Source organism: Pandoraea sp. ISTKB, assembly GCF_001721285.1.
GTDB lineage: Bacteria > Pseudomonadota > Gammaproteobacteria > Burkholderiales > Burkholderiaceae > Pandoraea > Pandoraea capi.
In genome coordinates, this window is sequence record NZ_MAOS01000038.1 from 1 (window position 1) to 25,985 (window position 25,985).

Consider the following 25,985-nt stretch of genomic DNA (forward strand, 5'->3'; position numbering starts at 1 on the left):
TCGATTCGCCCGATTCGCTTCATTTGCCCGGAACCGCCGACACCGTCCAACCGCTTCGCTACGCCCGAACCTGCCGAACCCGCCGAATCCTTGCTATGTCGCCCATCGCTGCACATCTCGAAGACGTCCTCTCCCGGATCACCCGCGCCACCACCGCTGCCGGCCGAGCCGACGGCAGTGTGCGCCTGCTCGCCGTCTCGAAGACATTCGGCGCCGACGCCGTGCGCGAAGCGGTGGCGGTTGGCCAGCGAGCATTTGGCGAGAACTACGTGCAGGAAGCACTCGACAAGATCGAAGCGCTCGCCGGTGAGACAGTGGGCGCCGAACCGCTCGAATGGCATTTCATCGGGCCGCTGCAAAGCAACAAGACGCGGCCGGTCGCCGAGCACTTCGACTGGGTACATTCCGTCGACCGGCTCAAGATCGCGGAACGCCTGAGCGCACAGCGTCCGACGCACTTACCGCCCTTGCAGATCTGCCTGCAGGTGAACATCAGCGGCGAGGCCAGCAAGAGCGGCGTCACACCGGACGAAGCCCTCGCTGTCGCCCGCGCCATCGCCGCATTGCCGAATCTGACGCTGCGCGGCCTGATGGCGATTCCCGAACCCGAAGACGACCCGGCACGTCAGCGCGAGCCCTTCAAGGCGGTGCGCGACTTGTTCGATGCGCTTTGCGCCGACGGGCTGGCGCTGGATACCCTCTCGATGGGAATGTCGGGAGACCTGGAAGCGGCGGTTGCCGAGGGCGCCACCATGGTGCGCATCGGTACGGCGATTTTCGGCGCACGAGATTACGGCGCTAAGGCCTGAGCGCGGCATGCGTCCCGCGGTGAGCGCGTCACGACAACGCACCACCTCAACGATGCGCCACGCCCCACCTCGCCACGAATAGCAGTAACGGTAACGAGTAACGACACACGCAACGCAAAGGATGGTTATGAGAATTGCATTCATCGGCGGCGGCAATATGGCCAATGCCTTGATCGGCGGACTCGTCAAGCGTGGCACGGCCCCGCGCGACATTCTCGCTATCGACGTCAACGAATCGACCCGCGAAGGTCTCGTCAAGCACCACGGCATCGAGACAGCCAGCGCCCCGAACGACCGCCTGCGCGATTACGACACCCTCGTGCTGGCCGTCAAACCGCAAGTGCTCAAGGATGTCGCGCAAGCGCTCCAGCCGCATCTGAACGGTCAGTTGGTCATCAGCATTGCCGCCGGGATCCGCGCTTCGGATCTCGCTCGCTGGCTCGGCGGTCACAACCAGATCGTGCGCTGCATGCCGAACACGCCGGCATTGATCGGCAAGGGCATCACCGGCCTGATCGCGCTCTCGGGCGTGGATTCGGATCAGCGCAAGCGCGCCGAGACCGTGCTGAGCGCCGCCGGCGAAATCGTGTGGGTCGAGAAAGAGGATCAACTCGACGCCGTTACCGCCATCTCGGGCAGTGGCCCGGCTTACGTCTTCTATTTCATCGAAGCGCTGGAGCAGGCCGCGCAGGAACTGGGCTTCTCGGCCGACAAGGCACGCCAGCTCGCCATCGCCACGTTCACCGGCGCCTCGCAACTCGCGGCAGACTCGACCGAACCGGCCAGCGTGCTGCGCGATCGCGTGACGTCGAAGGGCGGCACCACCTTCGCGGCCATCAGCTCGTTCGAAAAAGACGCCATCAAGGACGCCATCGTGCGCGGCGTCAAGGCAGCCAACCATCGCGCCAAGGAACTCGGCGACGAACTGGGCGACGCCTGATTGCGTCAGTCCGACACGCCGGCATCGTCTCGCACGATGCCGGCGTGAGCCATTTGTGGAAGCATTTGCCGTCAAACGACGGCTACCTTGGGCGGATGTCAACAACGTGACCGATGCCCGATGCGCAATGCCCAACAGCCCGCCAATCACGACGCCCAACCGACGCCACGACGGGACTTCCTGCGGCAGGCGACGACCCTTGCCGCCACGCTGACGACGGCATTGCCGGCCTTACAGGCCAGCGCGTTGACATTACCCCCCTCCCCCGACGCTCCCGATCACGATTTCGACCTCGACACCTCGATCCTGTCGGAAAACCGGGAACCCCGTGTCCACACGCTGGTGCTTCACTACACCGCGACGCCACTGGCGCAGGCGCTCGACATACTGACGAACCCCAAACGCGGCGTCAGCGCGCATTACGTCGTACCGGACACCGCCCAATCGGGTGGGCGCTTCACCGTCTACCAACTCGTTCCCGAGTCGGATCTGGCGCATCACGCAGGGGTCAGCGCATGGTTGGGGGAACGGTTGATCAACGGCACGTCGATCGGCATGGAGATCGTCAATATCGGATTCGGCCCGGAAGACAATCGTCGGCCACTGATGGAAAAACGATGGTACGCGTACCCCGATAACCAGATCGACGTCGTCTGTCAGTTGGCCGCCACGATCGTGCAGCGCCACGGCATCGCGCCGAACCGGGTCGTCGGTCATGCCGATGTCGCGCCGGGTCGCAAGCTCGATCCGGGCCCCCTGTTTCCCTGGCAGACGCTGTATGAACGCGGGATCGGCGCATGGCCGGAAGCCGCGACGGTGGCCTTCTATCGCGACCATATGCCATATGCCGGCGACGTCGCGGCCTTGCAGGCGAAGCTGCGAACCTACGGCTACGACACCCCGCAAACCGGCCAGTTGGACCGGGCGACGACGAACGTCATCGAGTCGTTTCAGATGCACTTCTGCGCAAGCCATCGCTACGACGGGGTTCCCGACGCACAAACGGTCGCAGTGCTCGACGCACTGCTGGAGAAATACCTCGATGTGCCGCGTCCGTCCGCCGACGTTGCCGCGAAAAGCCGCAGCGCAGCGACGGGACCGAACGCACCGGACGACGCTGCCAGCGCCATCTACCTGCATCCATAGGCAGTGCAGCACGCCGGAATCGGCCCAAACGATTCCGGCGTGAGCCATTTTTAGGAGTCTCCGACGTCCGCCGACGACTACGCTGGTTAAGTCTCAGCGACGTCATGGAATTCCAATGCACAACGTTCGCCTCGCCCCGAACGACGCGGCAGTGCCTAAGCGGCAACCGAGCGGCAACCGTCCCGATGAGTGACGACGAGAAATACCGGAAATTTCTCGTCAACGCACTGGGCCGCCCGCTGGCGCGGCAAGCCGGTTTGCTTGCGCGGCCAAGGAAGGTGCCGCCGATGGTTCGGGAGTGCAACGGCTACTTCATCGACAAGGCGCTGACACCGGCCAGACGCGAGCCACGCATTCGCACGCTCGTGCTGCATTACACCGCTACCTCGCTGCTGCGCTCGCTCAGCACGCTGACGAATCCTGCGGGCGATGCCAGCGCGCATTACGTCGTGCCCGAGACGGCCGACGACGACAATCGTTTCGTCGTCTACCAATTGGTACCCGAACGGCAGTTGGCCCGGCACGCAGGCGTGAGCGGCTGGCGGGGCGAACGTCTGCTGAACGGCACCTCCATCGGCGTAGAAATCGTCAATCCTGGCTATCCGGCAGACGACGCGCAGCTCCCGCTCATGGACCGACGCTGGCATCCATTCCCGATGCCGCAGATCGCCGTCGTCGGCAAACTCGTCGCCGACATCGTGATGCGATACGGCATTGCACCGGACCGGGTACTCGGTCATGCCGACGTCGCCCCCGGGCTCGCGCACGACCCGGGACCGCGGTTTCCTTGGCGGTGGCTGCACGAGCAATTTGGGATCGGCGCATGGCCCGACGACGCGAGGGTCGCGCATTACCGCGATCATCGACCATATCGGGGCGACGTTCCGGCGTTACAGGCGAAGCTGCTCGCCTACGGTTTCGACACGCCGCAAACGGGAGAACTGGACGCCTCCACGACCGATGTCATTGTCGCGTTCCAGATGCATTTCCATCCGGCACGCTATGACGGCGTGCCCGATGTGGAAACGGTCGCCGTGCTCGATGCATTGCTGGAGAAGTACGGCAAGATTGATCGCGCCATCACGGCGCGATGAGCGCGCAAGACGGGGTACAAGCGAGGTACAAGCGGGGCGCGTCAGACACCCCGCGTCCGCCGTCAGCCCTGCGCAGTCAGCAGATAATGCCCCGCGATACCGGCAAAAACCGCCGCGCCGAGCCAATTGTTGTGACGGAACGCCGCGAAGCAAGGCATGCGCTCGCGGCCGCGAATCAGAAAGTAGTGATAGATGGCGAAGCTCACGGCGACAGCCATGCCCAGCCAGAACGGCCAGCCGAAGCCCAGATACGCACCGACCAGCGCCTGAATGCCGAGTGCGCCGACGTAGCACAGCATCACGGCCAGCACGTCGAAACGACCGAACGTGATCGCCGACGTCTTGATCCCGATCTTCAGATCGTCGTCGCGATCGACCATGGCGTACTCGGTATCGTAGGCCAGCGACCAGAACACGTTGGAGAGCAGCAGCACCCACGCAATCACGGGCACCTGATCCTGCACGGCGGCAAACGCCATCGGAATGCCGAAGCCGAACGCCACGCCCAGATACGCCTGCGGCAACGCGAAGAAGCGTTTGGTGAACGGATAGGTGCCCGCCACGAACAGTGCCGGAATCGAGAGCCACTTGGTCAGCGCATTGAGCGGGAGAATCAGCAGAAAGCTCACGAGTGCGAGTGTCGCGGCTACGGCGACCGCCTCCCACGCCCGAATCCGTCCCGACGTGATCGGGCGTTCTTTCGTTCGCTTGACGTACTTATCGAAGTCGCGATCGGCGTAATCGTTGATGGCGCAACCCGCCGAGCGCATCAGGAACGTGCCGAGCGTGAAGATGACGAGCAGCAGCGGGTCGGGATGTCCGTTCGACGCGATCCACAGCGCCGAGAGCGTCGGCCACAGCAGCAGCACGGTGCCGATCGGCTTGTCCAGACGGACGAGGCGGAAATAGAGCGGGAGACGTTGAGCGAGCAACATGGGCGTCTTGAGACTGGAAAGACCGTGAGGACCGGTGAAGCTGCGAGGCCGGAAGACCGGGACACCGAAAGGCGATGCGCCAACGGGACCGTGAGGTCGGCAAGCCCCGGCAGACCGGGCGACGTGTGGCGTCATTGTAGGCCACCGGCCTTCGGCTCGCCAATCCCGGCCGTTCACCGGCAATGCGGATTCGCACCGACCGGGAAACGCCCTACGTCATGCACGCTCGTGGATCTTTGGCGATTACCAGATCCAGAACATCAGCAGCCAGAGCCAGTTCACGAGCGCCAGCGCCGCCACGATCCCGGCCATACCGGCCAGACGCCGCACCAGCGACGTGGCATGCCGCCCCGTCACGCGCCAGCCCAGCCAGAGACTCCACAACGTCGTGGTCGCGAGAATGGTCGCGCGCACGTCGTTCGCCCAGTAGATCGGCAGATGCTCGGCGCGCAGCAGGCTGACCGTCGTGGCCGACAGACCGATGAACACGCCCGCGCCGGCAATCGGAATCAGCGACTGCACGAGGTGGTTGAAGCGCGACGTGTCCCACTTGCCCATCGCCCGGTTGGCGAGCGCGAAGATGGCCGAGAACGCGAGGCCGAGCACCAGACCGTTACCGAGGATGTACGTGACCACCATCGCACCGTCGAGCCAGGTGAAGACATCGCTCTGTTCGGGGTAGTTGGTGAAGATGAACCACGGCGCGTTCGTCTCGAACGGCCACATGATGTCGCGGTCGATCAGCCACGTGGCCAGGAACGTCTTGGTCGTGACGAACCACGGGTTCACCGTCCAGTGGAATGCGCCGATGGCCACGCCCAGCAGGCCGAAGTTGACCAGCACGCTATCCCAGAGACTGTTGTTTTCGGTCGCCCCGTACGTCACGATCTCTTCGCTCGGCGAGCGGCCCGTGAGCTCGATGGCGTCGCGATGTCCGGCGCAACGGCCGCACATATGGCACTGCGCACCGCCCTTCATGTTGCGCAGCGGCACGAGCGGCGCGCAATTGATCGGGATGATCTTGTGACCCTTGGTGTTGTACGACTGACGCCAGGCGTCTTCGTTGACCTTGAAGTGGAACGGCGCCAGACGCGCGAGCAGCGAGAACACGCCATTGACCGGGCACAGATACTTGCACCACACGCGCTTGTCGCGCCCGTAGTAATAGCCGATCACCATGGCCCCGATGGTCGAACCGCCGAGCACCAGCAGCACCGCTTTCGGATATTGGTAGACGCTGACCATCTGACCGTACAGCGTGGTCCCGGCGAAAGCGACGAACGGCCAGCCGCCCCATCGCATCCAGCGAGGAATCGCACGGCCTTTGCCATGTCGGCTGGCGAATTCGGAGAGGGTGCCTTCGGGGCACAGCACACCGCACCAGATACGCCCCATGAGCACCATGCTGATGAGCACGAACGGCCACCAGATGCCCCAGAACGTGAATTGTGCGAAGACGGTGAGATTGTTCAGGATGTGTGCCGTCTCATCGGGCAACGGCAGCAGAACGGGCACGCAGATGAGGAACGCATAAACGAGCACGATGACCCATTGCACGCCACGAATCAGTTTGCCGTGGCGTTGCATCCAAAGGCCCAGACGGGCCAGTCGGTTCGGGACAGTAATGGCGATACTCATGCTCGGTTCTTGCGTCGGTCTTGCATCGGGGGATTACCTTGCGGGCTGACGGATCTCGTGTGCTGCGCGTCCGTTCAGTCCGTTGTGCGCGCCGGGCGGGATCGCCGCCCGGTGCCACACGCTACGTTACGTCATGCGATATCGCGCAATGTCGCGCAATATCGCGTCATCTCGATCAGGCAGGCTTGACCTGCTTGGCCGGGGCGCCCGCTCGCTTGAGCAGCACCCACATGAACAGCCAGTACACGGCATACACCAACAGATTCATGCCGGACGGATGGGCGCGATAGCCGGTCAGCGTCGCGACGAGGCTGCCGAACGGGCTAGCGTCATCCAGAATCGCGGAAGTATCCCACAGTTGATCGACCAGCGTCGGCACGAGCTCAAGCGAGATCAGACGATCCAGTCCCGACTCCAGCAAACCGGCCGCGAGGAACAGCAGCATGATTTCGGTGACGCGGAAGAACAGGCGCCACGAGAAAATCTTGCCGCCCAGTTGCAGCAACCAGAACGTGACGAGCGCGAGCACGAAGCCGATCGCCACCGCAAGCCACATCGACATCGGCACGCTGCCGCCCTGACCGAAGCCCAGACCGTACAGGAAGATCGCGGTCTCGCTGCCTTCGCGGGCAATCGCCAGCGCCACCAGCACGAGCACACCCCACCATGTCCCCTGATCGTGATTCTTCTGCAGAGACGACTCCATGTCGCGCTTGAGCGTGCGCCCGTTGCGCTTCATCCAGAAGACCATCTGCACGATCAGCACGCAGGCAACGAGCACCATGGCGGTCTGGAAGTAATCCTGCGCGTCGCCCGAAAGCACTTCGGTGAAGCCGACGAGGGCGGCGCCCAGGCCGATGGCGGCGGCGATACCCAGCACGACGCCGGCCCACAGATAGGGCAGGCCACGCTTGGCGCCGTGATCCGGATTGGCCAGCCATGCATGGAGAATACCTACGACCAGCAATGCCTCGACGCTTTCGCGCCAGACGATGAACATGACCTGACCCATCGTGTAATTCCTTTTGTAATGCGTGTACTGCGGTGTGACTGGAACGACCTGAGCTACGCCCGGCTTACTTGGCGACGATCACGCCCTGCGCCTGCTGATGGAAGTCGTCGAAAAACTTGTATTCGCCCGGTTGCAGCGGTGCGATCACGACAAACGACTGCGCACCCGGTGCGAGCACCTTTTCCTTGCGCAGTTGAAGGCTTTCAAACTCGACGGCGTTCGTTCCGGTGTTGTGCACCTCGATCTTGATGCGCTTGCCGGCCGGCACTTCGATACGCACCGGATTGAGTTTGCCGTTGTTCATTTCCAGCTTGAAGGTGGGCAGGTCGTCGGCACGGGCGAGCGACGGGCCGCCCATGGCCAACAAGGTCACCACCACGGCCGTCATCGTGGCCAGCAGGCGCGCGATGCGCTGAATCATCCTTCTACTCCAAAGGAAAACAGCGTTGGTCCGCTGACCAACGCTGCATCAGATTAATCCGGCTTAGTAGCCGCCCTTCTTGCCCACGGTCGCGAACGTGAAATCGACGACCTTGGTGATGGGCTTGAACCATGCGCCCACGCCGGTTTCCTTGTCGACGTGACGGCCGAAGCACCACGGACCCGCGCCGCCGTGATCCATATGACCGCCGGCCATCGGCTTGGCGTTCTTGTCGACCACGCAACCGAATTCCTTGAGCGTGCCCGGCGCGTTGACGACCATCGTCAGTTGATACTTGCCTACGCCGTTGAGCTTGACGTTATCGCCGTAGTGCGGGCCGTCGCTCGCCACCATCGGCATCATCAGACCTTCGACGACCGCGCCGTCCGGCGTCTTGCCGTCCGACTTCATCTTCTGAAGCTTGTAAGTGATTTCGAGACCCGGAATCCAGTCGCCTTCGGCGTAACCGTTCGGGTTGTTCTTGATCGCGTGGATGTCGGCTTCCAGGTGGATGTCCGACTTGGCGGCGTCGCGCATCATGCCGGCCGGCTCCATCGTGATCGGCTGGAGGTACACCGTGTTGATTTCCATACCCGCTGTGTTCAGCGGTTTGCCGATGGGAAACTCAGCGGCCTGGGCCAGGGTGGCCACACCGGCAAGCAGCATCGCTGCTGCGAGGGATTTCACACGCATACACACTCCAGATTTGGTCGATTAGTTAATGCAAACAATTCTCAATAATTTTAGCACTATCGCCAATGGCAGACAAACCGACCAAGTCAAGGGAACACGGGTGAATTTGGGAGTTTTGATGGTTGCGCGAGCATCGGCGCGGGCGCCCGCCCCCTGAGGACGGATTCTTAGACGTCGGTTACGGATAATTACCGGCGTCTTCGGGCGTCTTGGCTATCGCCATTCCCGACGATCCGTCGAGAGGTCGATCCGGCCAACTGGCGGCCCCCGACCGCCACAACGCACAACAACGCATCCTGCGTACGGATTGGGCTACGGGCGACACCTTAACTGGCGACGCTTAGTAACGAATTAGGGCTGGGGGGGCGCAAACGCCCGTTTGGCGTTATCAGGGCAGCACGCCGCCCCGGTCGATCTTGCGGGCAAGGACGACGGATGTCGTCGTGCGCGTCACACCATCGATCTCGCCAATGGTGTCGAGCAGCGCGTCGAGCTGGTCGGCAGACGCCGCATGCAGCCATGCCACGTAGTCGAACTCCCCGCTCACGGAGCACAGCAGATGGACCTCCGGCATCTTGTTCAGGCGCCGCAGCACGTCGCGCCCCGAGCGTGGCTGCACGGCGATGCTCACGCACGCCTGCAACCCGCCGCCGGCGGCGTCCTGGCCCAGTCTCACCGTATAGCCGGCGATGACCCCGGCCTGTTCGAGACGACCGAGACGCGCCACGACCGTGGTGCGCGCCACGCCCAGACGCCGCGCCAGATTGGCCGTGCTCTCACGGGCGTTCACCCGGAGCAGGGCGAGCAGATTGCGGTCGAGTTCGTCGAGCGCGGTGGCAAGAAGCGTCATCGGATATCGGGAAGTGGTGGTCAAGTACGTCGAACCGGTCGCCTGGGCAAGCGCTGATTATAGAGCCGCGCCGTCCCGCAGACGCCGGAACGTCGATCCCCCGATCCGTCGAATTCCCACATCAAGAGATACGATGACAAGGGTCTGAAGCCGCCCGCCGTCAACCCATCGTTGAGGACGCTTCACGCAACCTGCGGGGCACCGCCCCACGGTTGAAAACGGCCTTTAACCCTTGTCCTATAAAGGCAATAGCCAAGGGTATCCCCCCAAGCGATTGCTATTGACAATGCCGATGGGCGATGCGCAAAATCACATCACTTATATGACGACGTACAAGAAAGACCCACCACGGCTGCTGCGGATGTCATAACCGCAACGATGGCTGCCTGGCGCGTCGGCCCCGAACGTCACCGGAGACAGGCGTTTGCCATGCATTTCTCGTTGAATTTCGCCCCGCTGGTTCCTTACTGGCCAGTTTTCCTTGAAGGCGCGTGGCTCACGCTGAAGATGACCGTATTCTCGGTCGTCATCGGCACGGCCCTGGGCACGCTGGTCGCCTTCGCCAAACGCAGCCGTCACCGCTGGCTTTCGCGCCTGTGCGGCATCTATATCGAGTCGGTGCGCAATACGCCGTTCCTCGTCCAGATCTTCCTGCTGTACTTCGGCCTCGCCAGCATAGGCGTGCACTTGCCGACGTTCACCGCGTCCGTGCTCGCGATGGTGATCAACATCGGCGCCTACGCGGCCGAGATCATCCGCGCCGGTCTCGAATCGGTGCCGCGCGGTCAGATCGAAGCGGCCGAGTGTCTGGGGCTGTCGAAGTGGCGCATCGCGTGGCACGTGATGCTGCAACCGTCGATCGAGAAGGTGTACCCGTCGCTCACCACGCAGTTCATTCTGATGATGCAGGCCTCGGCCATCGCATCGCAGATTTCCGCCGAAGAACTCACGGCCGTTGCCAACACCGTGCAGTCGGATACGTTCCGCTCGCTTGAGACGTACATCGTCGTGGCCGCGCTCTATCTCGCGCTCTCGCTGCTCGTGAAGCTCGTGGCGTGGGCCGCCGGCGAATACTTCTTCAAGCGCCGCCGTACCGTGCGACGCGCCGCAGCACAGACCGCGCAGGCCGCACGCCGCCGTGCCGCCGCTGCGCGTTCGGGCAACACGAACGCCTCCGGCACGTCGGCGGGCAACACCGCGCAACGGAGCGCTTCATGATCGGCAATTTCTCGTTCACGTATCTCGGCTACATGGTGCAGTCCATCGGCTGGACGCTGGTGCTGTCTGCCCTCGCCTTCGTGCTGGGCATGGCCGGCGGCTTTCTGGTCATGCTCGGGCGTATCTCGCCGCGCCGCTGGCTGCGTCTGCCCACGCAGGTTTTCATCGAAGCGATTCAGGGCATTCCGTTGCTGATCCTGCTGTTCATCGTCTACTTCGGTCTGTCGGTGTACGGTTTCGAGCTGCCCTCGATCGTTGCGGCCGCGCTGGCGCTCATGGTCTACACGAGCGCGTATCTCGGCGATATCTGGCGCGGCTGCGTGGAAGCGATGCCGCGTGCGCAATGGGAAGCGGCAGAGTGCCTGTCGTTCACCCGCTGGCAGACCCTGCGTCTGGTGATCATTCCGCAGGCGGTGCGTCTGTCGCTGCCGCCGACCATCGGTTTCCTGGTGCAGATCATCAAGATGACGTCGCTCGCTTCGGTCATCGGTTTCGTCGAACTGACGCGCGCCGGACAGATCATCAACAACTCGATTTTCCAGCCCTTCCTCGTGTTCTCGCTGGTAGGGGTGTTTTATTTCGTGCTGTGCTACCCGCTCTCGCGCTGGAGCGCATCACTGGAGGACAGGCTCAATGTCGGCAATCGTTAAGGTCAAAGAGATTCACAAGCGCTTCGGCGACAACCCTGTGCTCAAGGGCGTGTCGTTCGAAGTCGAGCGCGGTCAGATGGTCGCCATCATCGGTGCCAGCGGCTCGGGCAAAAGCACGGCCTTGCGTTGCATCGACCGTCTGGAGACCATCGACGAAGGCTCCATCGAAGTGTGTGGCATCCGCGTGGAAGATCCGTCCATCGACCTGCATCAGTTGCGTCGCGAAGTCGGCATCGTCTTCCAGAGCTACAACCTGTTCCCGCACCTGAGCGTGCGTGAAAACATCATGCTCGCGCTGCGTCACGTGAAGCGCATGGCGCGCAGCGAAGCCGAAGAGGTCGCCAAGCGCGTGCTCGCACAGGTCGGCCTGTCCGACAAGGCGAACAGCTATCCCGAACAACTCTCGGGTGGCCAGCAGCAGCGCGTGGCGATTGCACGCTCGCTCGCCATGTCGCCGAAGGTCATGTTGTTCGACGAAGTGACGTCCGCACTCGATCCGCAACTCACGGGCGAAGTGCTGCGCGTGATGGAAGACCTCGCGGCCGACGGCATGACGATGCTGCTCGTCACGCACGAAATGGCGTTTGCCAAGCGGGTGGCCGATCAGATCATCTACATGCACCACGGCAAGGTCTGGGAAGTCGGTCCGGGCGAGATGCTCGACAACCCGAAGACCCCCGAACTGCGTGCGTTCCTGGCGAACGGCCTGTAAGGCGCGGCCACGATCCACGACGCCTGTTCAAGCAAGACAACAATCACCCGAAGGAGACCATTGCATGAAACTCAAGACGTTCCTTACCCAAGCCTGTGCCGCTGTTGCGCTGGGCGTGATGGCACACGCTGCGTTTGCCGATCAGCTGGACGACATCAAGAAGGCGGGCAAGATCCGCGTGGCCATCGCGATGGGTACGCCGCTGTACTCGTATGCCGATGCGAATCTGAAGCCGGTCGGCTCGGACGTCGAGACCGCTGAGTTGCTCGCCAAGGATCTGGGGGTGAAGCTCGACATCGTGTCCGTGACGAACGCCGCGCGCGTGCCGACGCTGCAAGCGAACCGCGCCGACATCGTGGTGGCCGACCTGTCGATCACGCCGGAACGTGCACAGGTGGTGGACTTCTCGATCCCCTACGCCGTGATCTCGATCATCGTGGGCGCGCCGAAGAGCATGAACATCAAGGGCTACGCCGATCTGGACGGCAAGCGCATCGGCCTCACGCGCGCCACCGTCAACGACACGCTCACCACGGCGAACGCCAAGGGTGCGCAGATCGTGCGTTATGAAGACGACGCCACGCTGATCACGTCCATGGTGACGGGTCAGGTCGACATCTTCTCGAGCACGCCGTCGAACCTCGGCGAAATGCAGAAGCGCGCTCCGGGCAAGAACCTGGAACTGAAGTTTGCGCAGAAGGAATTCGATCTGGGCATCGCGTTGAACAAGAACCAGCCGGGCCTGAAGGATTGGGTCAACAACTGGGTCAAGACCAACCTGAAGAACGGCAAGCTCAACGAGATCTACAAGAAGTACCATGGCCGCGATCTGCCGGAGAGCGTGACCAAGGGCGGCGCATAAGCACGCCAGCATTTGCAGGGCCGATAGCGACATCGCGAAAGGCCGTCCTTGCCTCGGCAGGGACGGCCTTTTTTCATGATCTCTTTACTGGCAGTCCTTCGCGGAAAGGGGTAAGTTAGCGGCTTGCTTTCGTTATCTTTCCTCGCGACCTCTCTCTCATGCTGCTTCCGATGAAGGCGCTTAACGCGTTGTTCGCATTTCACCTCTCGTGCGCCGCCGGCCTGCGCACGGGCCTTCTCGCCCTGACGCTGTCCGCTACGGTGGCACCCGCCTTTGCCGCTGGCAACATCGAAGCCGGCAAGGCGCTGTTCGTCTCGCGCTGCGCCTCGTGTCATTCGGTCGGGCCGATGGCCGCATCGGGCTTCGGCCCGCAACTCAACGGACTCTCGACGCGCCGCGCGGGCAGCCTGAAGGACTTCGAATACTCCGCCGCCATGAAGCAGTCGGGCATCGTGTGGGACGACAAGACCCTCGCCGCCTTCATCGCGAATCCCGGCAACACGGTCCCGGGCACGAAGATGCGCTTCTGGGGCATCGGCAACGAACGCAAGGTCGCCGATCTGATCGCTTACCTGCATACGTTCAAGTAAGCGTCAGGGGCGCGCCACCAGCCGTCGTTACACTACGGCAAGTCGCACCCCTGCCCGTTCGAGCAGGCGTTGATTGCGTGACGAGAGATGGACGAAGCGCAGGTGTCGGCCGGCTTTCCGGTAGCGCTCGACCAGCGTCTCGAACGCCACGATGGCCGAGTGATCGGCAACGTGGAGATGACGGCAATCTACCGTGACGTCGTGCACGTCGGTGAGCGGTGCGAACAGTTCCTGGAAATTCGCCGTCGACGCGAAGAACAGCGTGCCGTGCAGCACGTAAGTGCGGGCGTCGTGCGCGTTGTCTTCGATATCGGCGCGAATCTCCCGCGCATGCTGCCAGGCGAAGTTGAGCGCAGCGATCACTATGCCGCACAGCACCGCCACCGCCAGATCCGTGAAGACGGTAATGACCGTCACCGCGACGATCACTAGGGCGTCGTTGCGCGGCACCTTGCCGAGCACCCGCAGCGATCCCCACGCGAAGGTCTGTTGCGCGACCACGAACATCACGCCGACGAGCGCCGCGAGCGGAATCCGCTCGATCAGCGGTGAGAGAAACAGCACGAACAGCAGGATCATGATCCCGGCGGTGGCCCCCGACACACGGGTGCGTCCGCCCGAACTCAGGTTGATCATCGTCTGCCCGATCATCGCGCAACCACCCATGCCGCCGAACATTCCCGACACCACGTTCGATACGCCGAGCGCGAGGCATTCGCGGTTGGGACGGCCGCGCGTCTGCGTGATCTCGTCCGTCAGATTGAACGTCAGCAACGTCTCCAGCAGACCGACGATCGCCATGAGTAGCGCATAGGGGAAGACGATACGCAGCGTGTCCAGACTCATCGGCACTTGCGGCAGATGGAGCGTCGGGAAACCGCCCGCGATGTGCGCCATGTCGCCCAGCGTGCGCGTGGGCAAATGCAACAACTGGCTCGCGACACCGACGCCGACAATGGCGACGAGCGCCGGCGGCACCGCCTTGGTGACGCGCGGCAGCACGTAGACGATCAGCATTGTGACGGCGACCAGCGCACACATGATGGCGAGCGGCGTGCCGTGCAGCCAGACGTCGCCTTGCGGCGTGGCTTGCTTGAAGTGTTCGAGCTGCGCCATCGCAATGATGATGGCCAGTCCGTTGACGAAACCGATCATCACCGGATGCGGCACCATGCGGATCAGTTTGCCGAGCCGTAGCACGCCGAAGCCCATCATCAGCAGGCCGCTGAGCACGACCGTCGCCAGCAGATACTGCACGCCGTGTTCGACGACCAGTGCGACGATCACGACGGCCATCGACCCGGCAGCGCCGGAGATCATGCCGGGGCGTCCGCCAAAAATGGCCGTGAGCGCACAGATGATGAATGCGCCGTACAACCCCATCAGCGGATTGACTTGTGCGACCAGTGCGAAGGCGATGCACTCGGGAACCAGCGCGAACGCGGTGGTGAGCCCGGCAAGGACGTTACCGGGGAGGTTCGGGAACCACTGATCCCGAAGCGTTGGAGACTTCATGAATGACGTTGAAGCAAAGATGCGGCGGACGCGCATTTTACCAGCCGGGCGCGCGCTGCCACTTCAGGCGTTTCGCGTCCATCACCAGTCCGCCACCGCGCAAACGCCTGCGCAGACATGCTGAGCCCACCTGTATTAATCGCAGTTTCGCCGCCGGACACGAAGTCGGATACTTCATTCAACGGCTCACGCAACACCGCGAAAGCCCCAACCAGGAGCACCACCATGCCGATCGTACCTGCCCTGATGTATGCCGCCGAATACGCCTTCCAAGGCCTGATCCTGCTCTCGGCGACCAGCCCGTTCTGGCAATAAGCCAGCACGACCGACGTATCACCCTCACCATCGTCCGACTGACTGAAGGAGAAACACCATGCCCCTGCTCCCCCTGCTCGCTGAAGGCGCTCTGTATCTCACCGGCCTCATTTCCGCAGCATCGCCCTTCTGGCAATAAGTGGATCCAGCAGATCCACGGCCGATGGCCAATGGCCAACGCAAATGAAGAAAGCCCTGACGTGTCAGGGCTCTCTCCGTTTGCGACGCGCCACCGAGCGTTATGCGCTACACGGCAATCGATGCGGGCGTCGTGCGCGACGCGAGTATCGCGTCGGCGAACTCCACGAATCCCGCACCGCCCGGGCCTTGCGTGATCCAGCGCGGCGGCACGGGCAGTTGGGGCAGATAGTCGACCACCGTGCTCACCCCCGCCGTGTGTCGGAAGTAGCCGAACATGGGAGCGTCGTTGGTCGAATCGCCGGAGTACGCGATCAGGTCGGACGCGGCCTCGGCGTCGATGCCGTAGACGTCGTCGAGAATGCGCAGCGACATGGAAAGTTTGTCGTAGCCGCCGACCCAGCCGAGCACCCACAAGTTGTTGATCGTGGCGTTGGCGCCCGCCTGAATGAGCGCGTCGAGAATGCGCTGATCGAGATCCGTTCCCGTGCGGCGATACGCAAGGCTCGTCAGTCTGAAAAGCTGATCGTCGGCATGCTCCGCTTGCGGCACGGCGTGCGCTACCGTTCGGGCGATCGCCTGAAGTTGTTCGGCCGCATGCTCAATGGTGTCCGACGTGTGCCAGTAGTGCCGCTCCACGCGGTGCCCGTCTTCGTCACGTCGAAGAAACAGCCCTCCGTTCTCGGCGATGACACCATCGACGGGCCACATCCGCGCCATCTGATCGCACCATCCCGCAGGGGCTGCGGTGACGGGAATCACGCGAATGCCTGCCACTTCCAGACGTGCTAACGCGTCGTAAGTCTGCGCGGGCAGACGTCCCCGATAGGTGAGCGTTTCATCCATATCCGTCAGCACGAATCGGACGGAAGAGAACTGATCGAGAGGGGCGAGAGACAGCGGCTGCATGACGATCGATAGGCGCGAGGAGCCTTCGATTATGCGACGTGATCGGCCATGGGCTTAGTTGAATTGCGCATATGCATATTCGGTCGCGATCGCGGGGTCGCCACGCGGCGTTGCAGGACGACGAAATGCCCCGACGAATCGGGGCATTCGCATTTCTCGCTCACTTGTTGTGCTCGGCCGGACTCAGATGCGTGCGTAATTCTGCGAGGCAAACGTCCAGTTCAACTTCTTGGCGATCGTCTCGGCGAGATAGTCCGGACGGCGGTTCTGATAGTCGAGGTAATACGCGTGCTCCCACACGTCGACCGTCAGCAACGGCAGTTGTCCGCTGCGCGTGAACGGCGTTTCCGCGTTCCCCGTCTTCACGACTGCCAGCTCATGCTTGTCGTCGACGACGAGCCATCCCCAGCCGCTACCGAACTGCGATGCCGACACCGACATCAGTTGCTTCGACAGCGCTTCGACCGAACCGAACTTGGCAACGATCGCTTTGGCCAGACGCTCGTCCGGCTGCGTCTGCACGGGGCTCAGCGACTTCCAGTAGAAGTTGTGATTCCACGCCTGTGCGGCATTGTTGAAGATGTCTTCCATGTCCTCGCGGCCGTGCGACTTCAGGATCAGTTGTTCGAGCGTGGCATTGGCGAGCGGTGAATCGGCCAGCAGCTTGTGAAGATTCGTGAAATAGGCTTGATGATGCTTGCCGTAGTGAATGCCGATGGTACGTGCGGAAATGACGGGTTCGAGCGCGTCCTGCGCATAAGGCAGATTGGGCAGCGATTGCGGCGAGGCGCCGAGATACGCGAGCAGCGCGGCTTCGTCGCGCTTTTTGACCGATTTCTTCGGCGAAGACGACTGCGGCTGCGCAAAGGCCAGGTTCGACATGACGAGCGCGGCACCGCCGAGCGAACCGCTGGTGAGCATCCGACGGCGAGACAGGAGCGTTTGAGACATGATCATTTCCGATTCGTTGGGGGGAATGTGAGGGATATCAATAGCACCTCTCACTCACATAACGATTCGCCGCATCGAGTTATTCCGTGCTTTTCAGAATTTTTCAGCGAAGGGGGTTGCGTAAGTCGGGTCGGGGTATCAGTGCGGGTGGTGGCGAGCGTCACACGCGGCAACGATGCGTGACGGGTGTCGACTCCCGTCGAAATGAATTGCTGTTGGAAAGTATGAGACTATCCGCGAATCGAGCAATTCAGCCAGATCGGTTGGACCAACCCTCGGGAGTCGGAAATGCGAAAACTGCTTTCTTTCCTGCTGTTGCTTGTGTCGTTCCAGTCCTTCCCAGCGTTCGCGGACAAATTCAGCTTCCCTGCGGATTTCCGGCATCAGACCATTGCGACCAATGGCGCGAAGATTTACGTGCGCGTCGGTGGGCAGGGTCCGGCGGTCGTGCTGCTGCACGGTTATGGTGAAACGGGCGACATGTGGGCGCCGCTGGCGGCAAAGCTCGCGACGAATCACACGGTGGTGGTGCCCGATCTTCGCGGCATGGGGCTCTCGGACCATCCGTCCGGTGGCTACGACAAGAAGAACGAAGCCAGAGATATCGCCGGCGTGCTGGACTCGCTTCATATCGGCCGCGTGGATGTCGTGGCGCACGACATCGGCAATATGGTGGCGTATGCATTTGCTGCGGAGCAACCCGATCGGGTCACGAAACTGGTGCTGATGGACGCACCGATTCCCGGCGTCGGCCCATGGGAAGAGATATTGAAAAGCCCGTTGCTCTGGCACTTCCGGTTTGGCGGGCCGGACATGGAGCGTCTGGTGAAGGGACGCGAACGCATTTACCTCGATCGTTTCTGGAACGAGTTCTCGGCGGATCCCAAGCATTTCGACGAAGCGTCGCGCCGCCATTACACACGGTTTTATGCCTTGCCGGGCGCGATGCATTCCGGCTTCGAACAATTCCATGCCTTCGATCAGGACGTCATCGACAACAACGCGTTTCTTGCGAAGGGTCCGCTACCGATGCCGGTACTGGCCATCGGTGGCGAGAAATCATTCGCCACGATGATGGCAACCGTCGCGAGCGCCGCGGCAACGAATGTGAAAGGCGTCGTCATTCCGAACGCCGGTCATTGGCTGATGGAAGAACAACCGGCCGCGACGATGGCGGCGATTACCGAGTTTCTTCAGTGAGGAGGCTTAACCGTCGACGAATTTCAAGTAACGATGGCTAGGGACGTCCGATGGCGTCATGGGGTCGAAACCCCGTGACGGCGACTGCTGCCAACCTGTTAGGCAGCATACGTGGGGCCGTCCCAGCCATCGAGGTACTTCGGCAAATCGTCCGATACATCGACTACGCGCTGCCGGTAGAACAGGTGCATCGTGGGTGCTAGTGACGCGTGGGGTTTCCCGCCGGTTTCGCGGGCAATCAAAGCATTGGGAACCACACGCATTCCCAGTCGATTCGTGCCGAAGACCACTTCTGCACAAACATCACAGAAAGTCTTGGTCATTTGTTTTTCAGGGTGTTTGAACGTCTGCCCCACGCCATCTTCGATGCGAACCGAATCGGCTTGCCACGCGGTTGCGGAAAACACGGGCGTTCCATAAAACTCTCGGCACGATGCGCAGTGGCAGTTCGCGCGCGCAACGGGTTCGCCGTTAAGTTCGACAGAGACTTTTCCGCAAAGGCAGTTAAGACGTAGTGACATGGTTATCTCATTGGTGGAACGACGCGAACGCATTGTACTGCCACACGTTTTCTGGACAACGCATGACGGAACCTCGTCTGACATTTCACGATCAGGAAGCATGGGAACACTGGCTAACGCAAAACGGCGAAACGTCGACCGGGATATGGTTACGCATTCCCAAAAAGGGGACGGGGAAGTCAGTTTTGACCTACGAGCAGGCGGTGGAAAGCGCGCTTTGCTACGGCTGGATCGACGGTCGAAAACAGGCGGAGAGCGACGAATACTGGTTGCAACGCTTCACGCGACGCACCGCGAAGAGCATTTGGTCCAAGCGCAACAAGGACCGCGTTGGAGCATTGATCGCTGCGGGCAGAATGCGCCCCTCGGGCATACGAGAAATTGAGACCGCCAAAGCGGATGGCCGATGGGCAGCCGCTTACACGTCGGCCAGCAATTCAGTCGTACCCGACGATCTTCAGGCCGCGCTGGACGCCAGCCCCGAAGCTCAGGCGTTCTTCGTCACGTTGAACAGTCGCAACCGCTACGCCATTTTGTTTCGCATTCAGAACGCGAAGAAGCCCGAAACCCGAGCGCGCAAGATCAGAGAGTTCATCGAGATGCTTGAGCGCGGGGAGACCATTCATCCCTAGGGCGATTGTCGAGAGACCTATCGTCATTGCAGCGCCAAAGAACCTCATGGGCAAGGGCAAATGCGATCTCCCCAAGTGCGTTCATGTTGTCGTCCGAATTTGGCGCACTGTCGCACTGTCGCACTGGGGTCCAGCATGTCTATCAGTAGACCGGCAGCGGAAAATCCTGGCGACGGTTACGGCCTCGCGCAGCAGCGGCACGTTTCAGCAGCGCTTGCATGGGCCGACTCGCGACGAGTCTGAAGACGTTGCGCGTGACCATGATCCCGAATCGCGTCTTAATGTGCATGAACCGTACGAGCCGAGGGCTCAAGGTTTCCTGCGAGCGCTCGACGTAAGGGCGCAGGAGACGCTCGTACTGCTGAAACGCTTGGGTGTGGGTTGCGCACTTTCTTATCTCCCCAGCCAGCACGTAGGCCCCCACAAGTGCCAAGGCCGTGCCCTCGCCCGTGAAAGCCGTCGGGCAGTACGCTGCGTCCCCTAACAAGACTACGCGGCCTTTGGACCACGACGATGCCCGCACCTGACTCATCGGCCCGAAGTAAAAGTCTTGTACGGCATCCAGTGCATCAATGATGCGGTCGGCTATCGTGCCCCGGCCCGTTAGCGCGGTGTACAGCATTTCCCTACGCGACGGCATCGATGCCGTCGACTGAGGATCTGCACTGACGGGGAAAGTCACCAGAACCGTGGTTTCCGTCGCCCCTCCGGGTCGGAGAATCATCATGGTCCCACCTGAGCCGTGGACGGAGCGCGCCCAGAAGTCGTCCTCCGCAAGCCGGGGAATCTTGAAGAACGCCATATAGGCACCGAGGTAGCGCAGCTTTGTTTCCTCGGCGAGCACAAGGTCTCTCGTCGAGGAACGAATACCCTCAGCACAAATCACCAGTGCGAACTCTTCTCTCGAACCATCGGCGAAGGTCGCGCGGACACCGTCCTCGACGTCCTCAATATCGCTGACGGATGCGCCGAAACGATATTCACAGGCACCGTGGGTTGCGTCGAACAGGACACGAGCAAAATCGCCTCGGAGGATTTCAAATTCGCTCGTGAGGCCACCAACGCTACCTTTGGGGAACGTTGCAATGACCTTACCGGCCGCATCGAGCCACTTCTGTCCGCATTCCCGAGTGTTGCGCGCCTCGATCTGTTCGGCTAATCCCATGCGCCTGATCACGTCCTGTCCGGCACCTTTGACGTCAACGTTTTGCCCGCCATCCCTGAAGGTGCGGGATTTCTCTGCGATGACCACCGAGAAGCCGTATTTCGCCAGCCACCAGGCACACGCCGGGCCCGCGATCCCTCCGCCGCAAATCAATATTTTCTTCCGTGGTTCCATGCAGAAAGCCTCTTGAGGGGTGGAATGACGAGGCTATGTTAGGTGTCAGGAAAATTGGTCACAATGATCGATCTTGCCAAGATATAGTGAATTCTTGCCACTCTGACTCTTTATCGGGAAGTGCCACATGCCGGTTCTCAGCGACGACACGTCAATCGAATGGGAGGATCCCGACCTCGTCCCGAGGCCAGTGATTACGATCGGCGCCGCCGGCGTGGACATGGCACGAATGGAGAGCGAAGACGGGTCTCAGATCGACAGCCGGAAAGAAGCCAATTTCCACCACCATCGCAAAGGCCAGTTCCTGCTCTGGATGCGCGGCGTGCTCGCCTGCGAGGTTGACGGTGGTTTTTGGTTGGTCCCCCCGGGCGGCGCCATGTGGATACCCGGCGGCGTGACGCATCGCATGGAGGTGAGTGGCACGGTCGAGTGCTATGTGGTCTACGTGGATCCGGTTGCCTGCGAGGCGTTGCCGAAGGCGTGCTGTTCGCTTTCGACAACGCCGTTGCTCCGGGAACTGGTCATGCGTTCAGCGACGTTTCCCATGCGGTATGCGGAGGGGAGCATGGCGTCACGCGTGATGGCGCTGTTGCTCGAAGAGATGGCGTTGGCGCCGTCCGGAAAAGTCCATCTTCCGCTGTCGACAGACACGCGCCTTCGCAAGCTGGTCGACTGGATCATGGCCAAGCCGTCTGATCCCGGCAGCATCGAGTCGTGGGCACATCGACTAGGCGTCGCGCCTCGAACGCTCTCACGACTGATCTCCCGGGAAACCGGCATGAGTTTCGGACGCTGGCGCAGACAACTTCATGTGCTGCTCGCCTTGCAATGGATGGCCCGCGGCGCAACCGTCCAGGATGTCGCCGATGGTCTGGGTTACGAGAACGCCAGCAACTTCGTCGCCATGTTTCGCAAGATCCTTGGCGAAACGCCAGGGCGTTATTTGAAGCAGAACCTTTGAGGTTGTGGAACGGGGGCTTTGAAAAACGTTGTCCCTATGACGGCGTGTCGCACTGCGCCCCAGAAGCTGACGTATGCGCCACGAGCAAATGAATTGCATCCCCCGATCGGTACCGAGGGCACAAGAAATTTTCGTGGCGGCGAACGCTATCGGCGAAATCCGAACTTCACCATGGCAGTTACTTCGTATGACACAACATGGCCCCAACCGTCCATCGCAGGGCTGGTGCAGTGCATCTTTTTCGCTGCGTTGAGCGCTGCATCGTCAAGCTCAGCAGAACCGGAGAACTGTTTGATAACAACGTCGTGCACAATCGCATGCTCGTCAACGATATAGCTCACGACCGGATCGGACATCAACGGAGCTTTGACGATTTTTTCTTTGGTATATACAGGCCGGAGTTCACCGCACTGGGGAGGACTGATCCCGTTACCTAGCTGCCCGCCACAGCCCGCCACAGCCCGCCACAGCCCGCCACAGCCCGCGAGTATGAACGCTAAATCGACGAAAAATACCGTTCCCCACAGCGTTCGATTTTGCATTGCTCCCCCGATATTTCCGCGCTGCACGATCGGCATTTTCCTGATGCAGCAGTCCAGTCTTCTTGACTATCTCGCCAAGACACCTATTCCTTTTTCGACAGAAGAATCGAGTTATTCGGCGTATAGATCACATGCACGTCCACGTGCGTCTCGCCCGATTTCTTTCGATTTTCGATTCAACACTCTCGCACCCAATTGATCGCACAGAATCAGCTCATCCAGATCAGGCGAAAAGTGATCAGTTACAGGATAACGTGACCATCCGCGCCATAAACTTCGCACTCGTCACCTTGCACTTTTGCTTCAAGCAACTGCGCTAGTTGCCACATTTTTCGGAGAATCTCGCCGTCAGGATTCTTCACCACTACATTCCCTTGCCGAAAATCAAACCAAGCATTGCAATCACTCCCGCCGCCCCCTGTGTAGGCCGTCCAGACGGCCAACCCCGCACTGTCTATCCGCAATACGTGGCCATCACCGACAACTGCACTCGCGTAGCCATCGAGGCGCATATGTGGGTCGGACTGAGTCAACGCCTTCCACTCATCAAGCGCGATGGCGGGACCGCATTTGTCAAACCAGTTTTCTTTGCGAGTGATGTGAACGTCGTATCCCATAGTTTTGCGTCTGTACCCGTAGTTGGTGTCCAACGTTACGTTATCAACAATCTGGCAATCCGGTTCGAAGACTTTTTGTGGCCGATTGGCGACGATCGCGACGGACCGCTTGCGACCCGGAACGTTTGCTAAAAAACCGTCCGCAAAAAACTCCACATAGCTGCCCTTCGCACACTGCCGCTTTACTCTGCTTCGATCCACCGCACTCGAACATCTGGCAAGGCAAGAACGTCTAGCAGGTCGTTCATGCAGACGAGCGAAAAGTGTTGACGATTCTCAGTGCCAGGCAAGTTCATATACCGCGATAGCCACGCAGAATTTTCGATGATGGCTGCCGGGAGGACCCACTGACTCCATGCTATCTCTTGGCACCTGGGCCTTGATGGCACCGATGACTGAATGACAGAGCCGTGGCACTCCTCTATCCATTTGAGTCCTATGACGCCCGAAAAACGAAGCTCCAAGTCCAGCTTCCGCTGTTCGGCGCCAGTATTTAGAAGAGAAAAGCGCATCACGACTCTGAGTTCATCGCGTGCATTGAACTGAAATTCGAGATCAGGGCAAGGGAAGTCCACTTCCGCTAACGACTCCCAACGTATCGCTCTTTCGCACATAGCCATTTATGATTCTCGAAACACTGTGAGGAGCAGGGCGTTATCGTCGACGATTTCTGCATCAATGTCGAACATCTGTTCATGGCCGACCTCGGCCATTAAGGAGCATCGGTTCTCGCCCCAAAAGGGATGATCGCGTTGATCGACCTCGGCCATCCGAAATGATGCATCATTCACAGTCACCTTAACGATGCCTGATGGGCGCTAAATTATGCTTCCTCGCGACATCGACGCTAGATGCTCAGAGCTGTTCGACGCTTGGTGTGAACGGCGCGCGGCACGGCCCTTGCGCCACTTGTTGCAAGCATGGCCGCTGACAAATGGCCTGACAGATGAATGGGGCGATCTCTATGAAGCGCTTCGCGCATTGCAAACCGACTGCCGAACAGAGATTATCGAAGCGGAGCGGGCAATGGTTGATGAGATGATCCGCGCCATAGCCACTAGTATCTTGCAGCGATGACCGAAAACAATCAGAAAATGAAATGTGATTGCGACAGCCATCCTGCGATACGCAGCGTTAACGGGACTTTGCATACATTGTTCCCCGGCTTTCGGCACGAGGATGCAGCACACTGGCGATCGCTGCTGCGATGCCCGGCATGCGGGCAACTTTGGGCCGTCGATGAATGGGAAAAACATCAGGTCCAGCTTGCGGTGAAGGTCGCCGATGTGCAGGGCTGGAGAGCTTCAGACGAGGCCTTGCGTAAGGAGCGTCTTACTCAGTCGCGTGGTGAGAATGCTGTGGTGAAATGCCTGTGGAGCGGCTGTGAGAAGTATCAGTTGAATGGTAGTGCGTACTGCGTCGATCATCTCTACGCCACCGGAGCAAAGGTTTGACCGGGTTTGAGTGCTAGCACACGGCTGCGACCATCGCTCCGATCTTTGTGTCAATGTATTGCTCCAGCCAGTGTTTCGGGTCGCCGAGGTAGGCGTATTCGAGATCTGGGTAATTGGCCACATATTTTCGGCCCAGCGGGCGCTCAAGCCATATGTTTACGTTTGGCATTGGCCAGCGACTGCTGATTTCGATCATGGTGTTGCCGATTGCAAGCTCGGTGTCGAGTATCTCGCGAAGCGGGCCGGTGAGACGAGGCAATATAACCGAAAGATCGTATTCGTAGATCATGGGCATCCGGGAGTTTGGGCGTTCAGCCAAGGCTCATTATCCATGTTGCTTCGCGGCTGACTTTTGTCGCTCGTGTGCGACTGTTAACGACCCATAGCGGTCCGTCACATTCGGGGAACCGCGCGCACAGGCCCACGGCGAATTGTGATGCAAAAGTGCGGGCGATCCGTTGTATCAGGATGATCTTCTGACCAAAGCAGCCTCGCCCCCCCTTTCAGGACCTTGGGCGTTGTGACTCCCATCTGACGTCAGACAGTTGAAAATTCATTTGGATCTCAGTGGCGTCCATGTGCCGGACCATAGGTCGCAATACTGAAAGTTTGAGATACATTCGAGAACGACTTCCTCTCCAAGGTCTTCGACAACACCAAGTGGAATCGATACTCCGATAAAACCGCTTGGCAATGCAAATATCTCAGCGAATTGCGCTACCCGGCCCAGTCGCTCCGTCACCTCGGACACTGACTTGGCCACAACCACGACTTGCATGCCCATCAGCGCTTGAACTCCACCGAAACAAAGTCGCCGAACGCCTCGGCGATTTGATTAATTGTCAAATCGCTCACCGATTGCCCGCGGACATCGTAGACAAGTCGACACTTCCATACGCCCGGAGGCAAATGGAGCCGCCCGTGGGCTATACGCTCTCGGTTGTACTCGATACTGAGGCGAGCGGCCTCGGCCGATTCCAAGCTGTGGTTAGCGACAAGCACAAACTCTTTCAGATCTTCAATTAAGAATTCCGGAGTGAACATATGCCCCTCTACGCGACAAGTAGCCGGCAGCCTACTCCGCGTACGCCTTTTGGTGCAAATTTCGGTGCAAATCTGGTGCACTGAGAAGCCCCAATAGCTCTCTTGAGCTACTTTTGGCTACGCTACAGTACAGATCATGGAACGGAACATCTGACACAAACCCCTTGAAACAATAGGGATTACTGCGTCTGGCTTGATGTGGCTCGAAGCCTAAGTGGTACCGGGGACCAGAACCCTACCTTAAATCAACAACCTATCTTAATTCGGTGCACAAATG

At 60.6% G+C, this 25,985-nt stretch carries 28 protein-coding genes; 13 read left to right on the forward strand and 15 right to left on the reverse strand.

From position 1 onward, the window contains the following. The first annotated feature begins 95 nt into the window (after window positions 1-95). From A9762_RS14410 to A9762_RS14425, 4 genes are all read left to right on the forward strand, one after another. Window positions 96-809 carry a YggS family pyridoxal phosphate-dependent enzyme gene (locus tag A9762_RS14410; RefSeq protein WP_069342701.1) on the forward strand — a complete coding sequence of 238 codons (714 nt, stop codon included), beginning with the start codon at window positions 96-98 and terminating at the stop codon, window positions 807-809. Window positions 810-936: 127 nt separating this feature from the next. Then, window positions 937-1,749, forward strand: a complete 813-nt coding sequence (gene proC / locus A9762_RS14415) for a pyrroline-5-carboxylate reductase (RefSeq protein WP_069342702.1) — start codon at window positions 937-939, stop codon at window positions 1,747-1,749. A 120-nt stretch (window positions 1,750-1,869) separates the two neighbouring features. After that, window positions 1,870-2,895: an N-acetylmuramoyl-L-alanine amidase gene (locus tag A9762_RS14420; protein WP_069342703.1), complete on the forward strand. Its 1,026-nt coding sequence runs from the start codon at window positions 1,870-1,872 to the stop codon at window positions 2,893-2,895. Between the two features lie 185 nt (window positions 2,896-3,080). Continuing rightward, window positions 3,081-3,989: an N-acetylmuramoyl-L-alanine amidase gene (locus A9762_RS14425; RefSeq protein ID WP_083253928.1), complete on the forward strand. Its 909-nt coding sequence runs from the start codon at window positions 3,081-3,083 to the stop codon at window positions 3,987-3,989. Window positions 3,990-4,051: 62 nt separating this feature from the next. On the opposite strand, the gene ubiA is transcribed toward A9762_RS14425, so the two are convergent. From ubiA to A9762_RS14455, 6 genes are all read right to left on the reverse strand, one after another. Further along, window positions 4,052-4,924, reverse strand: coding sequence for a 4-hydroxybenzoate octaprenyltransferase (gene ubiA / locus A9762_RS14430; RefSeq protein ID WP_069342705.1), 873 nt, complete (start codon window positions 4,922-4,924; stop codon window positions 4,052-4,054). Between the two features lie 243 nt (window positions 4,925-5,167). After that, a complete protein-coding gene (locus A9762_RS14435; protein ID WP_170836242.1) occupies window positions 5,168-6,562 on the reverse strand; it encodes a 4Fe-4S binding protein in 1,395 nt (464 codons plus the stop codon). A gap of 175 nt (window positions 6,563-6,737) precedes the next feature. Continuing rightward, a complete protein-coding gene (locus A9762_RS14440) occupies window positions 6,738-7,574 on the reverse strand; it encodes an FTR1 family protein (RefSeq protein ID WP_069342707.1) in 837 nt (278 codons plus the stop codon). A gap of 64 nt (window positions 7,575-7,638) precedes the next feature. After that, entirely contained in the window at window positions 7,639-7,962 is a 324-nt protein-coding gene (locus A9762_RS14445; protein ID WP_069342782.1) for a cupredoxin domain-containing protein, read from the reverse strand. A 96-nt stretch (window positions 7,963-8,058) separates the two neighbouring features. After that, window positions 8,059-8,661 (reverse strand): iron transporter, encoded by a 603-nt coding sequence (locus A9762_RS14450; protein ID WP_069342783.1) that lies wholly within the window; start codon window positions 8,659-8,661, stop codon window positions 8,059-8,061. A 415-nt stretch (window positions 8,662-9,076) separates the two neighbouring features. Further along, window positions 9,077-9,538: an Lrp/AsnC family transcriptional regulator gene (locus A9762_RS14455; RefSeq protein ID WP_069342708.1), complete on the reverse strand. Its 462-nt coding sequence runs from the start codon at window positions 9,536-9,538 to the stop codon at window positions 9,077-9,079. Window positions 9,539-9,967: 429 nt separating this feature from the next. On the opposite strand from A9762_RS14455, the gene A9762_RS14460 reads away from it, so the two are divergent. From A9762_RS14460 to A9762_RS14480, 5 genes are all read left to right on the forward strand, one after another. Continuing rightward, entirely contained in the window at window positions 9,968-10,756 is a 789-nt protein-coding gene (locus A9762_RS14460; protein WP_139133227.1) for an amino acid ABC transporter permease, read from the forward strand. After that, window positions 10,753-11,406 carry an amino acid ABC transporter permease gene (locus tag A9762_RS14465; RefSeq protein ID WP_039401077.1) on the forward strand — a complete coding sequence of 218 codons (654 nt, stop codon included), beginning with the start codon at window positions 10,753-10,755 and terminating at the stop codon, window positions 11,404-11,406. The genes A9762_RS14460 and A9762_RS14465 overlap by 4 nt, the downstream gene beginning before the upstream one ends. Next, complete coding sequence (locus tag A9762_RS14470; RefSeq protein ID WP_069342709.1) at window positions 11,390-12,118, forward strand: amino acid ABC transporter ATP-binding protein; 729 nt, start codon at window positions 11,390-11,392, stop codon at window positions 12,116-12,118. The genes A9762_RS14465 and A9762_RS14470 overlap by 17 nt, the downstream gene beginning before the upstream one ends. A 64-nt stretch (window positions 12,119-12,182) precedes the next feature. After that, the gene (locus tag A9762_RS14475) at window positions 12,183-12,980 is read left to right on the forward strand and encodes a transporter substrate-binding domain-containing protein (RefSeq protein WP_069342710.1); all 798 of its coding nucleotides are present in this window, start codon (window positions 12,183-12,185) and stop codon (window positions 12,978-12,980) included. Between the two features lie 158 nt (window positions 12,981-13,138). Then, on the forward strand, window positions 13,139-13,570 hold the full coding sequence (locus A9762_RS14480) for a cytochrome c family protein (protein WP_371442969.1): 432 nt from the start codon (window positions 13,139-13,141) through the stop codon (window positions 13,568-13,570). A 27-nt stretch (window positions 13,571-13,597) separates the two neighbouring features. Here A9762_RS14480 and A9762_RS14485 read toward each other — a convergent pair whose 3' ends face one another. The 3 genes from A9762_RS14485 to A9762_RS14495 all read right to left on the reverse strand — a co-directional run bounded on the left by A9762_RS14485 (window position 13,598) and on the right by A9762_RS14495 (window position 17,254). After that, entirely contained in the window at window positions 13,598-15,085 is a 1,488-nt protein-coding gene (locus A9762_RS14485) for a SulP family inorganic anion transporter (protein ID WP_069342711.1), read from the reverse strand. A gap of 561 nt (window positions 15,086-15,646) precedes the next feature. After that, window positions 15,647-16,447 carry an HAD-IIB family hydrolase gene (locus A9762_RS14490; protein WP_069342712.1) on the reverse strand — a complete coding sequence of 267 codons (801 nt, stop codon included), beginning with the start codon at window positions 16,445-16,447 and terminating at the stop codon, window positions 15,647-15,649. A gap of 183 nt (window positions 16,448-16,630) precedes the next feature. After that, window positions 16,631-17,254 (reverse strand): superoxide dismutase, encoded by a 624-nt coding sequence (locus A9762_RS14495; RefSeq protein ID WP_240493573.1) that lies wholly within the window; start codon window positions 17,252-17,254, stop codon window positions 16,631-16,633. Between the two features lie 432 nt (window positions 17,255-17,686). Between A9762_RS14495 and A9762_RS14500 the strand changes: the two genes are divergently transcribed. Further along, a complete protein-coding gene (locus A9762_RS14500; protein WP_083253929.1) occupies window positions 17,687-18,598 on the forward strand; it encodes an alpha/beta fold hydrolase in 912 nt (303 codons plus the stop codon). A 98-nt stretch (window positions 18,599-18,696) separates the two neighbouring features. Here A9762_RS14500 and A9762_RS14505 read toward each other — a convergent pair whose 3' ends face one another. Beyond that, complete coding sequence (locus A9762_RS14505; protein WP_069342787.1) at window positions 18,697-19,125, reverse strand: GFA family protein; 429 nt, start codon at window positions 19,123-19,125, stop codon at window positions 18,697-18,699. Between the two features lie 56 nt (window positions 19,126-19,181). On the opposite strand from A9762_RS14505, the gene A9762_RS14510 reads away from it, so the two are divergent. Then, window positions 19,182-19,751: a YdeI family protein gene (locus tag A9762_RS14510; protein ID WP_069342713.1), complete on the forward strand. Its 570-nt coding sequence runs from the start codon at window positions 19,182-19,184 to the stop codon at window positions 19,749-19,751. 142 nt (window positions 19,752-19,893) lie between these two features. Here A9762_RS14510 and A9762_RS14515 read toward each other — a convergent pair whose 3' ends face one another. Then, a complete protein-coding gene (locus A9762_RS14515) occupies window positions 19,894-21,090 on the reverse strand; it encodes an FAD-dependent monooxygenase (RefSeq protein WP_069342714.1) in 1,197 nt (398 codons plus the stop codon). A gap of 127 nt (window positions 21,091-21,217) precedes the next feature. On the opposite strand from A9762_RS14515, the gene A9762_RS14520 reads away from it, so the two are divergent. Then, window positions 21,218-22,051 (forward strand): helix-turn-helix domain-containing protein, encoded by an 834-nt coding sequence (locus A9762_RS14520; protein WP_069342715.1) that lies wholly within the window; start codon window positions 21,218-21,220, stop codon window positions 22,049-22,051. A gap of 146 nt (window positions 22,052-22,197) precedes the next feature. On the opposite strand, the gene A9762_RS14525 is transcribed toward A9762_RS14520, so the two are convergent. Together A9762_RS14525 and A9762_RS14530 are read right to left on the reverse strand one after the other, a co-directional pair. Continuing rightward, on the reverse strand, window positions 22,198-22,629 hold the full coding sequence (locus A9762_RS14525) for an energy transducer TonB (protein ID WP_069342716.1): 432 nt from the start codon (window positions 22,627-22,629) through the stop codon (window positions 22,198-22,200). A 206-nt stretch (window positions 22,630-22,835) separates the two neighbouring features. Further along, window positions 22,836-23,366, reverse strand: a complete 531-nt coding sequence (locus A9762_RS14530) for a hypothetical protein (protein WP_240493566.1) — start codon at window positions 23,364-23,366, stop codon at window positions 22,836-22,838. Window positions 23,367-24,283: 917 nt separating this feature from the next. Between A9762_RS14530 and A9762_RS28550 the strand changes: the two genes are divergently transcribed. Next, on the forward strand, window positions 24,284-24,664 hold the full coding sequence (locus A9762_RS28550; protein WP_139133229.1) for a metal-binding protein: 381 nt from the start codon (window positions 24,284-24,286) through the stop codon (window positions 24,662-24,664). Between the two features lie 13 nt (window positions 24,665-24,677). Here A9762_RS28550 and A9762_RS14545 read toward each other — a convergent pair whose 3' ends face one another. Beyond that, window positions 24,678-24,953, reverse strand: a complete 276-nt coding sequence (locus tag A9762_RS14545) for a hypothetical protein (RefSeq protein WP_069342789.1) — start codon at window positions 24,951-24,953, stop codon at window positions 24,678-24,680. 494 nt (window positions 24,954-25,447) lie between these two features. Further along, on the reverse strand, window positions 25,448-25,708 hold the full coding sequence (locus A9762_RS14550) for a hypothetical protein (protein ID WP_069342719.1): 261 nt from the start codon (window positions 25,706-25,708) through the stop codon (window positions 25,448-25,450). Window positions 25,709-25,985 lie beyond the last annotated feature (277 nt).

Bases quoted from the DNA above. Each gene is read 5' to 3' on its own strand.
- A9762_RS14410 (WP_069342701.1), top strand. From the start codon at position 96: ATGTCGCCCATCGCTGCACATCTCGAAGACGTCCTCTCCCGGATCACC.
- proC (WP_069342702.1), top strand. From the start codon at position 937: ATGAGAATTGCATTCATCGGCGGCGGCAATATGGCCAATGCCTTGATC.
- A9762_RS14420 (WP_069342703.1), top strand. From the start codon at position 1,870: ATGCGCAATGCCCAACAGCCCGCCAATCACGACGCCCAACCGACGCCA.
- A9762_RS14425 (WP_083253928.1), top strand. From the start codon at position 3,081: ATGAGTGACGACGAGAAATACCGGAAATTTCTCGTCAACGCACTGGGC.
- ubiA (WP_069342705.1), bottom strand. From the start codon at position 4,924: ATGTTGCTCGCTCAACGTCTCCCGCTCTATTTCCGCCTCGTCCGTCTG.
- A9762_RS14435 (WP_170836242.1), bottom strand. From the start codon at position 6,562: ATGAGTATCGCCATTACTGTCCCGAACCGACTGGCCCGTCTGGGCCTT.
- A9762_RS14440 (WP_069342707.1), bottom strand. From the start codon at position 7,574: ATGGGTCAGGTCATGTTCATCGTCTGGCGCGAAAGCGTCGAGGCATTG.
- A9762_RS14445 (WP_069342782.1), bottom strand. From the start codon at position 7,962: ATGACGGCCGTGGTGGTGACCTTGTTGGCCATGGGCGGCCCGTCGCTC.
- A9762_RS14450 (WP_069342783.1), bottom strand. From the start codon at position 8,661: ATGCTGCTTGCCGGTGTGGCCACCCTGGCCCAGGCCGCTGAGTTTCCC.
- A9762_RS14455 (WP_069342708.1), bottom strand. From the start codon at position 9,538: ATGACGCTTCTTGCCACCGCGCTCGACGAACTCGACCGCAATCTGCTC.
- A9762_RS14460 (WP_139133227.1), top strand. From the start codon at position 9,968: ATGCATTTCTCGTTGAATTTCGCCCCGCTGGTTCCTTACTGGCCAGTT.
- A9762_RS14465 (WP_039401077.1), top strand. From the start codon at position 10,753: ATGATCGGCAATTTCTCGTTCACGTATCTCGGCTACATGGTGCAGTCC.
- A9762_RS14470 (WP_069342709.1), top strand. From the start codon at position 11,390: ATGTCGGCAATCGTTAAGGTCAAAGAGATTCACAAGCGCTTCGGCGAC.
- A9762_RS14475 (WP_069342710.1), top strand. From the start codon at position 12,183: ATGAAACTCAAGACGTTCCTTACCCAAGCCTGTGCCGCTGTTGCGCTG.
- A9762_RS14480 (WP_371442969.1), top strand. From the start codon at position 13,139: ATGCTGCTTCCGATGAAGGCGCTTAACGCGTTGTTCGCATTTCACCTC.
- A9762_RS14485 (WP_069342711.1), bottom strand. From the start codon at position 15,085: ATGAAGTCTCCAACGCTTCGGGATCAGTGGTTCCCGAACCTCCCCGGT.
- A9762_RS14490 (WP_069342712.1), bottom strand. From the start codon at position 16,447: ATGCAGCCGCTGTCTCTCGCCCCTCTCGATCAGTTCTCTTCCGTCCGA.
- A9762_RS14500 (WP_083253929.1), top strand. From the start codon at position 17,687: ATGCGAAAACTGCTTTCTTTCCTGCTGTTGCTTGTGTCGTTCCAGTCC.
- A9762_RS14510 (WP_069342713.1), top strand. From the start codon at position 19,182: ATGACGGAACCTCGTCTGACATTTCACGATCAGGAAGCATGGGAACAC.
- A9762_RS14515 (WP_069342714.1), bottom strand. From the start codon at position 21,090: ATGGAACCACGGAAGAAAATATTGATTTGCGGCGGAGGGATCGCGGGC.
- A9762_RS14520 (WP_069342715.1), top strand. From the start codon at position 21,218: ATGCCGGTTCTCAGCGACGACACGTCAATCGAATGGGAGGATCCCGAC.
- A9762_RS14525 (WP_069342716.1), bottom strand. From the start codon at position 22,629: ATGCCGATCGTGCAGCGCGGAAATATCGGGGGAGCAATGCAAAATCGA.
- A9762_RS28550 (WP_139133229.1), top strand. From the start codon at position 24,284: ATGACCGAAAACAATCAGAAAATGAAATGTGATTGCGACAGCCATCCT.
- A9762_RS14545 (WP_069342789.1), bottom strand. From the start codon at position 24,953: ATGATCTACGAATACGATCTTTCGGTTATATTGCCTCGTCTCACCGGC.
- A9762_RS14550 (WP_069342719.1), bottom strand. From the start codon at position 25,708: ATGTTCACTCCGGAATTCTTAATTGAAGATCTGAAAGAGTTTGTGCTT.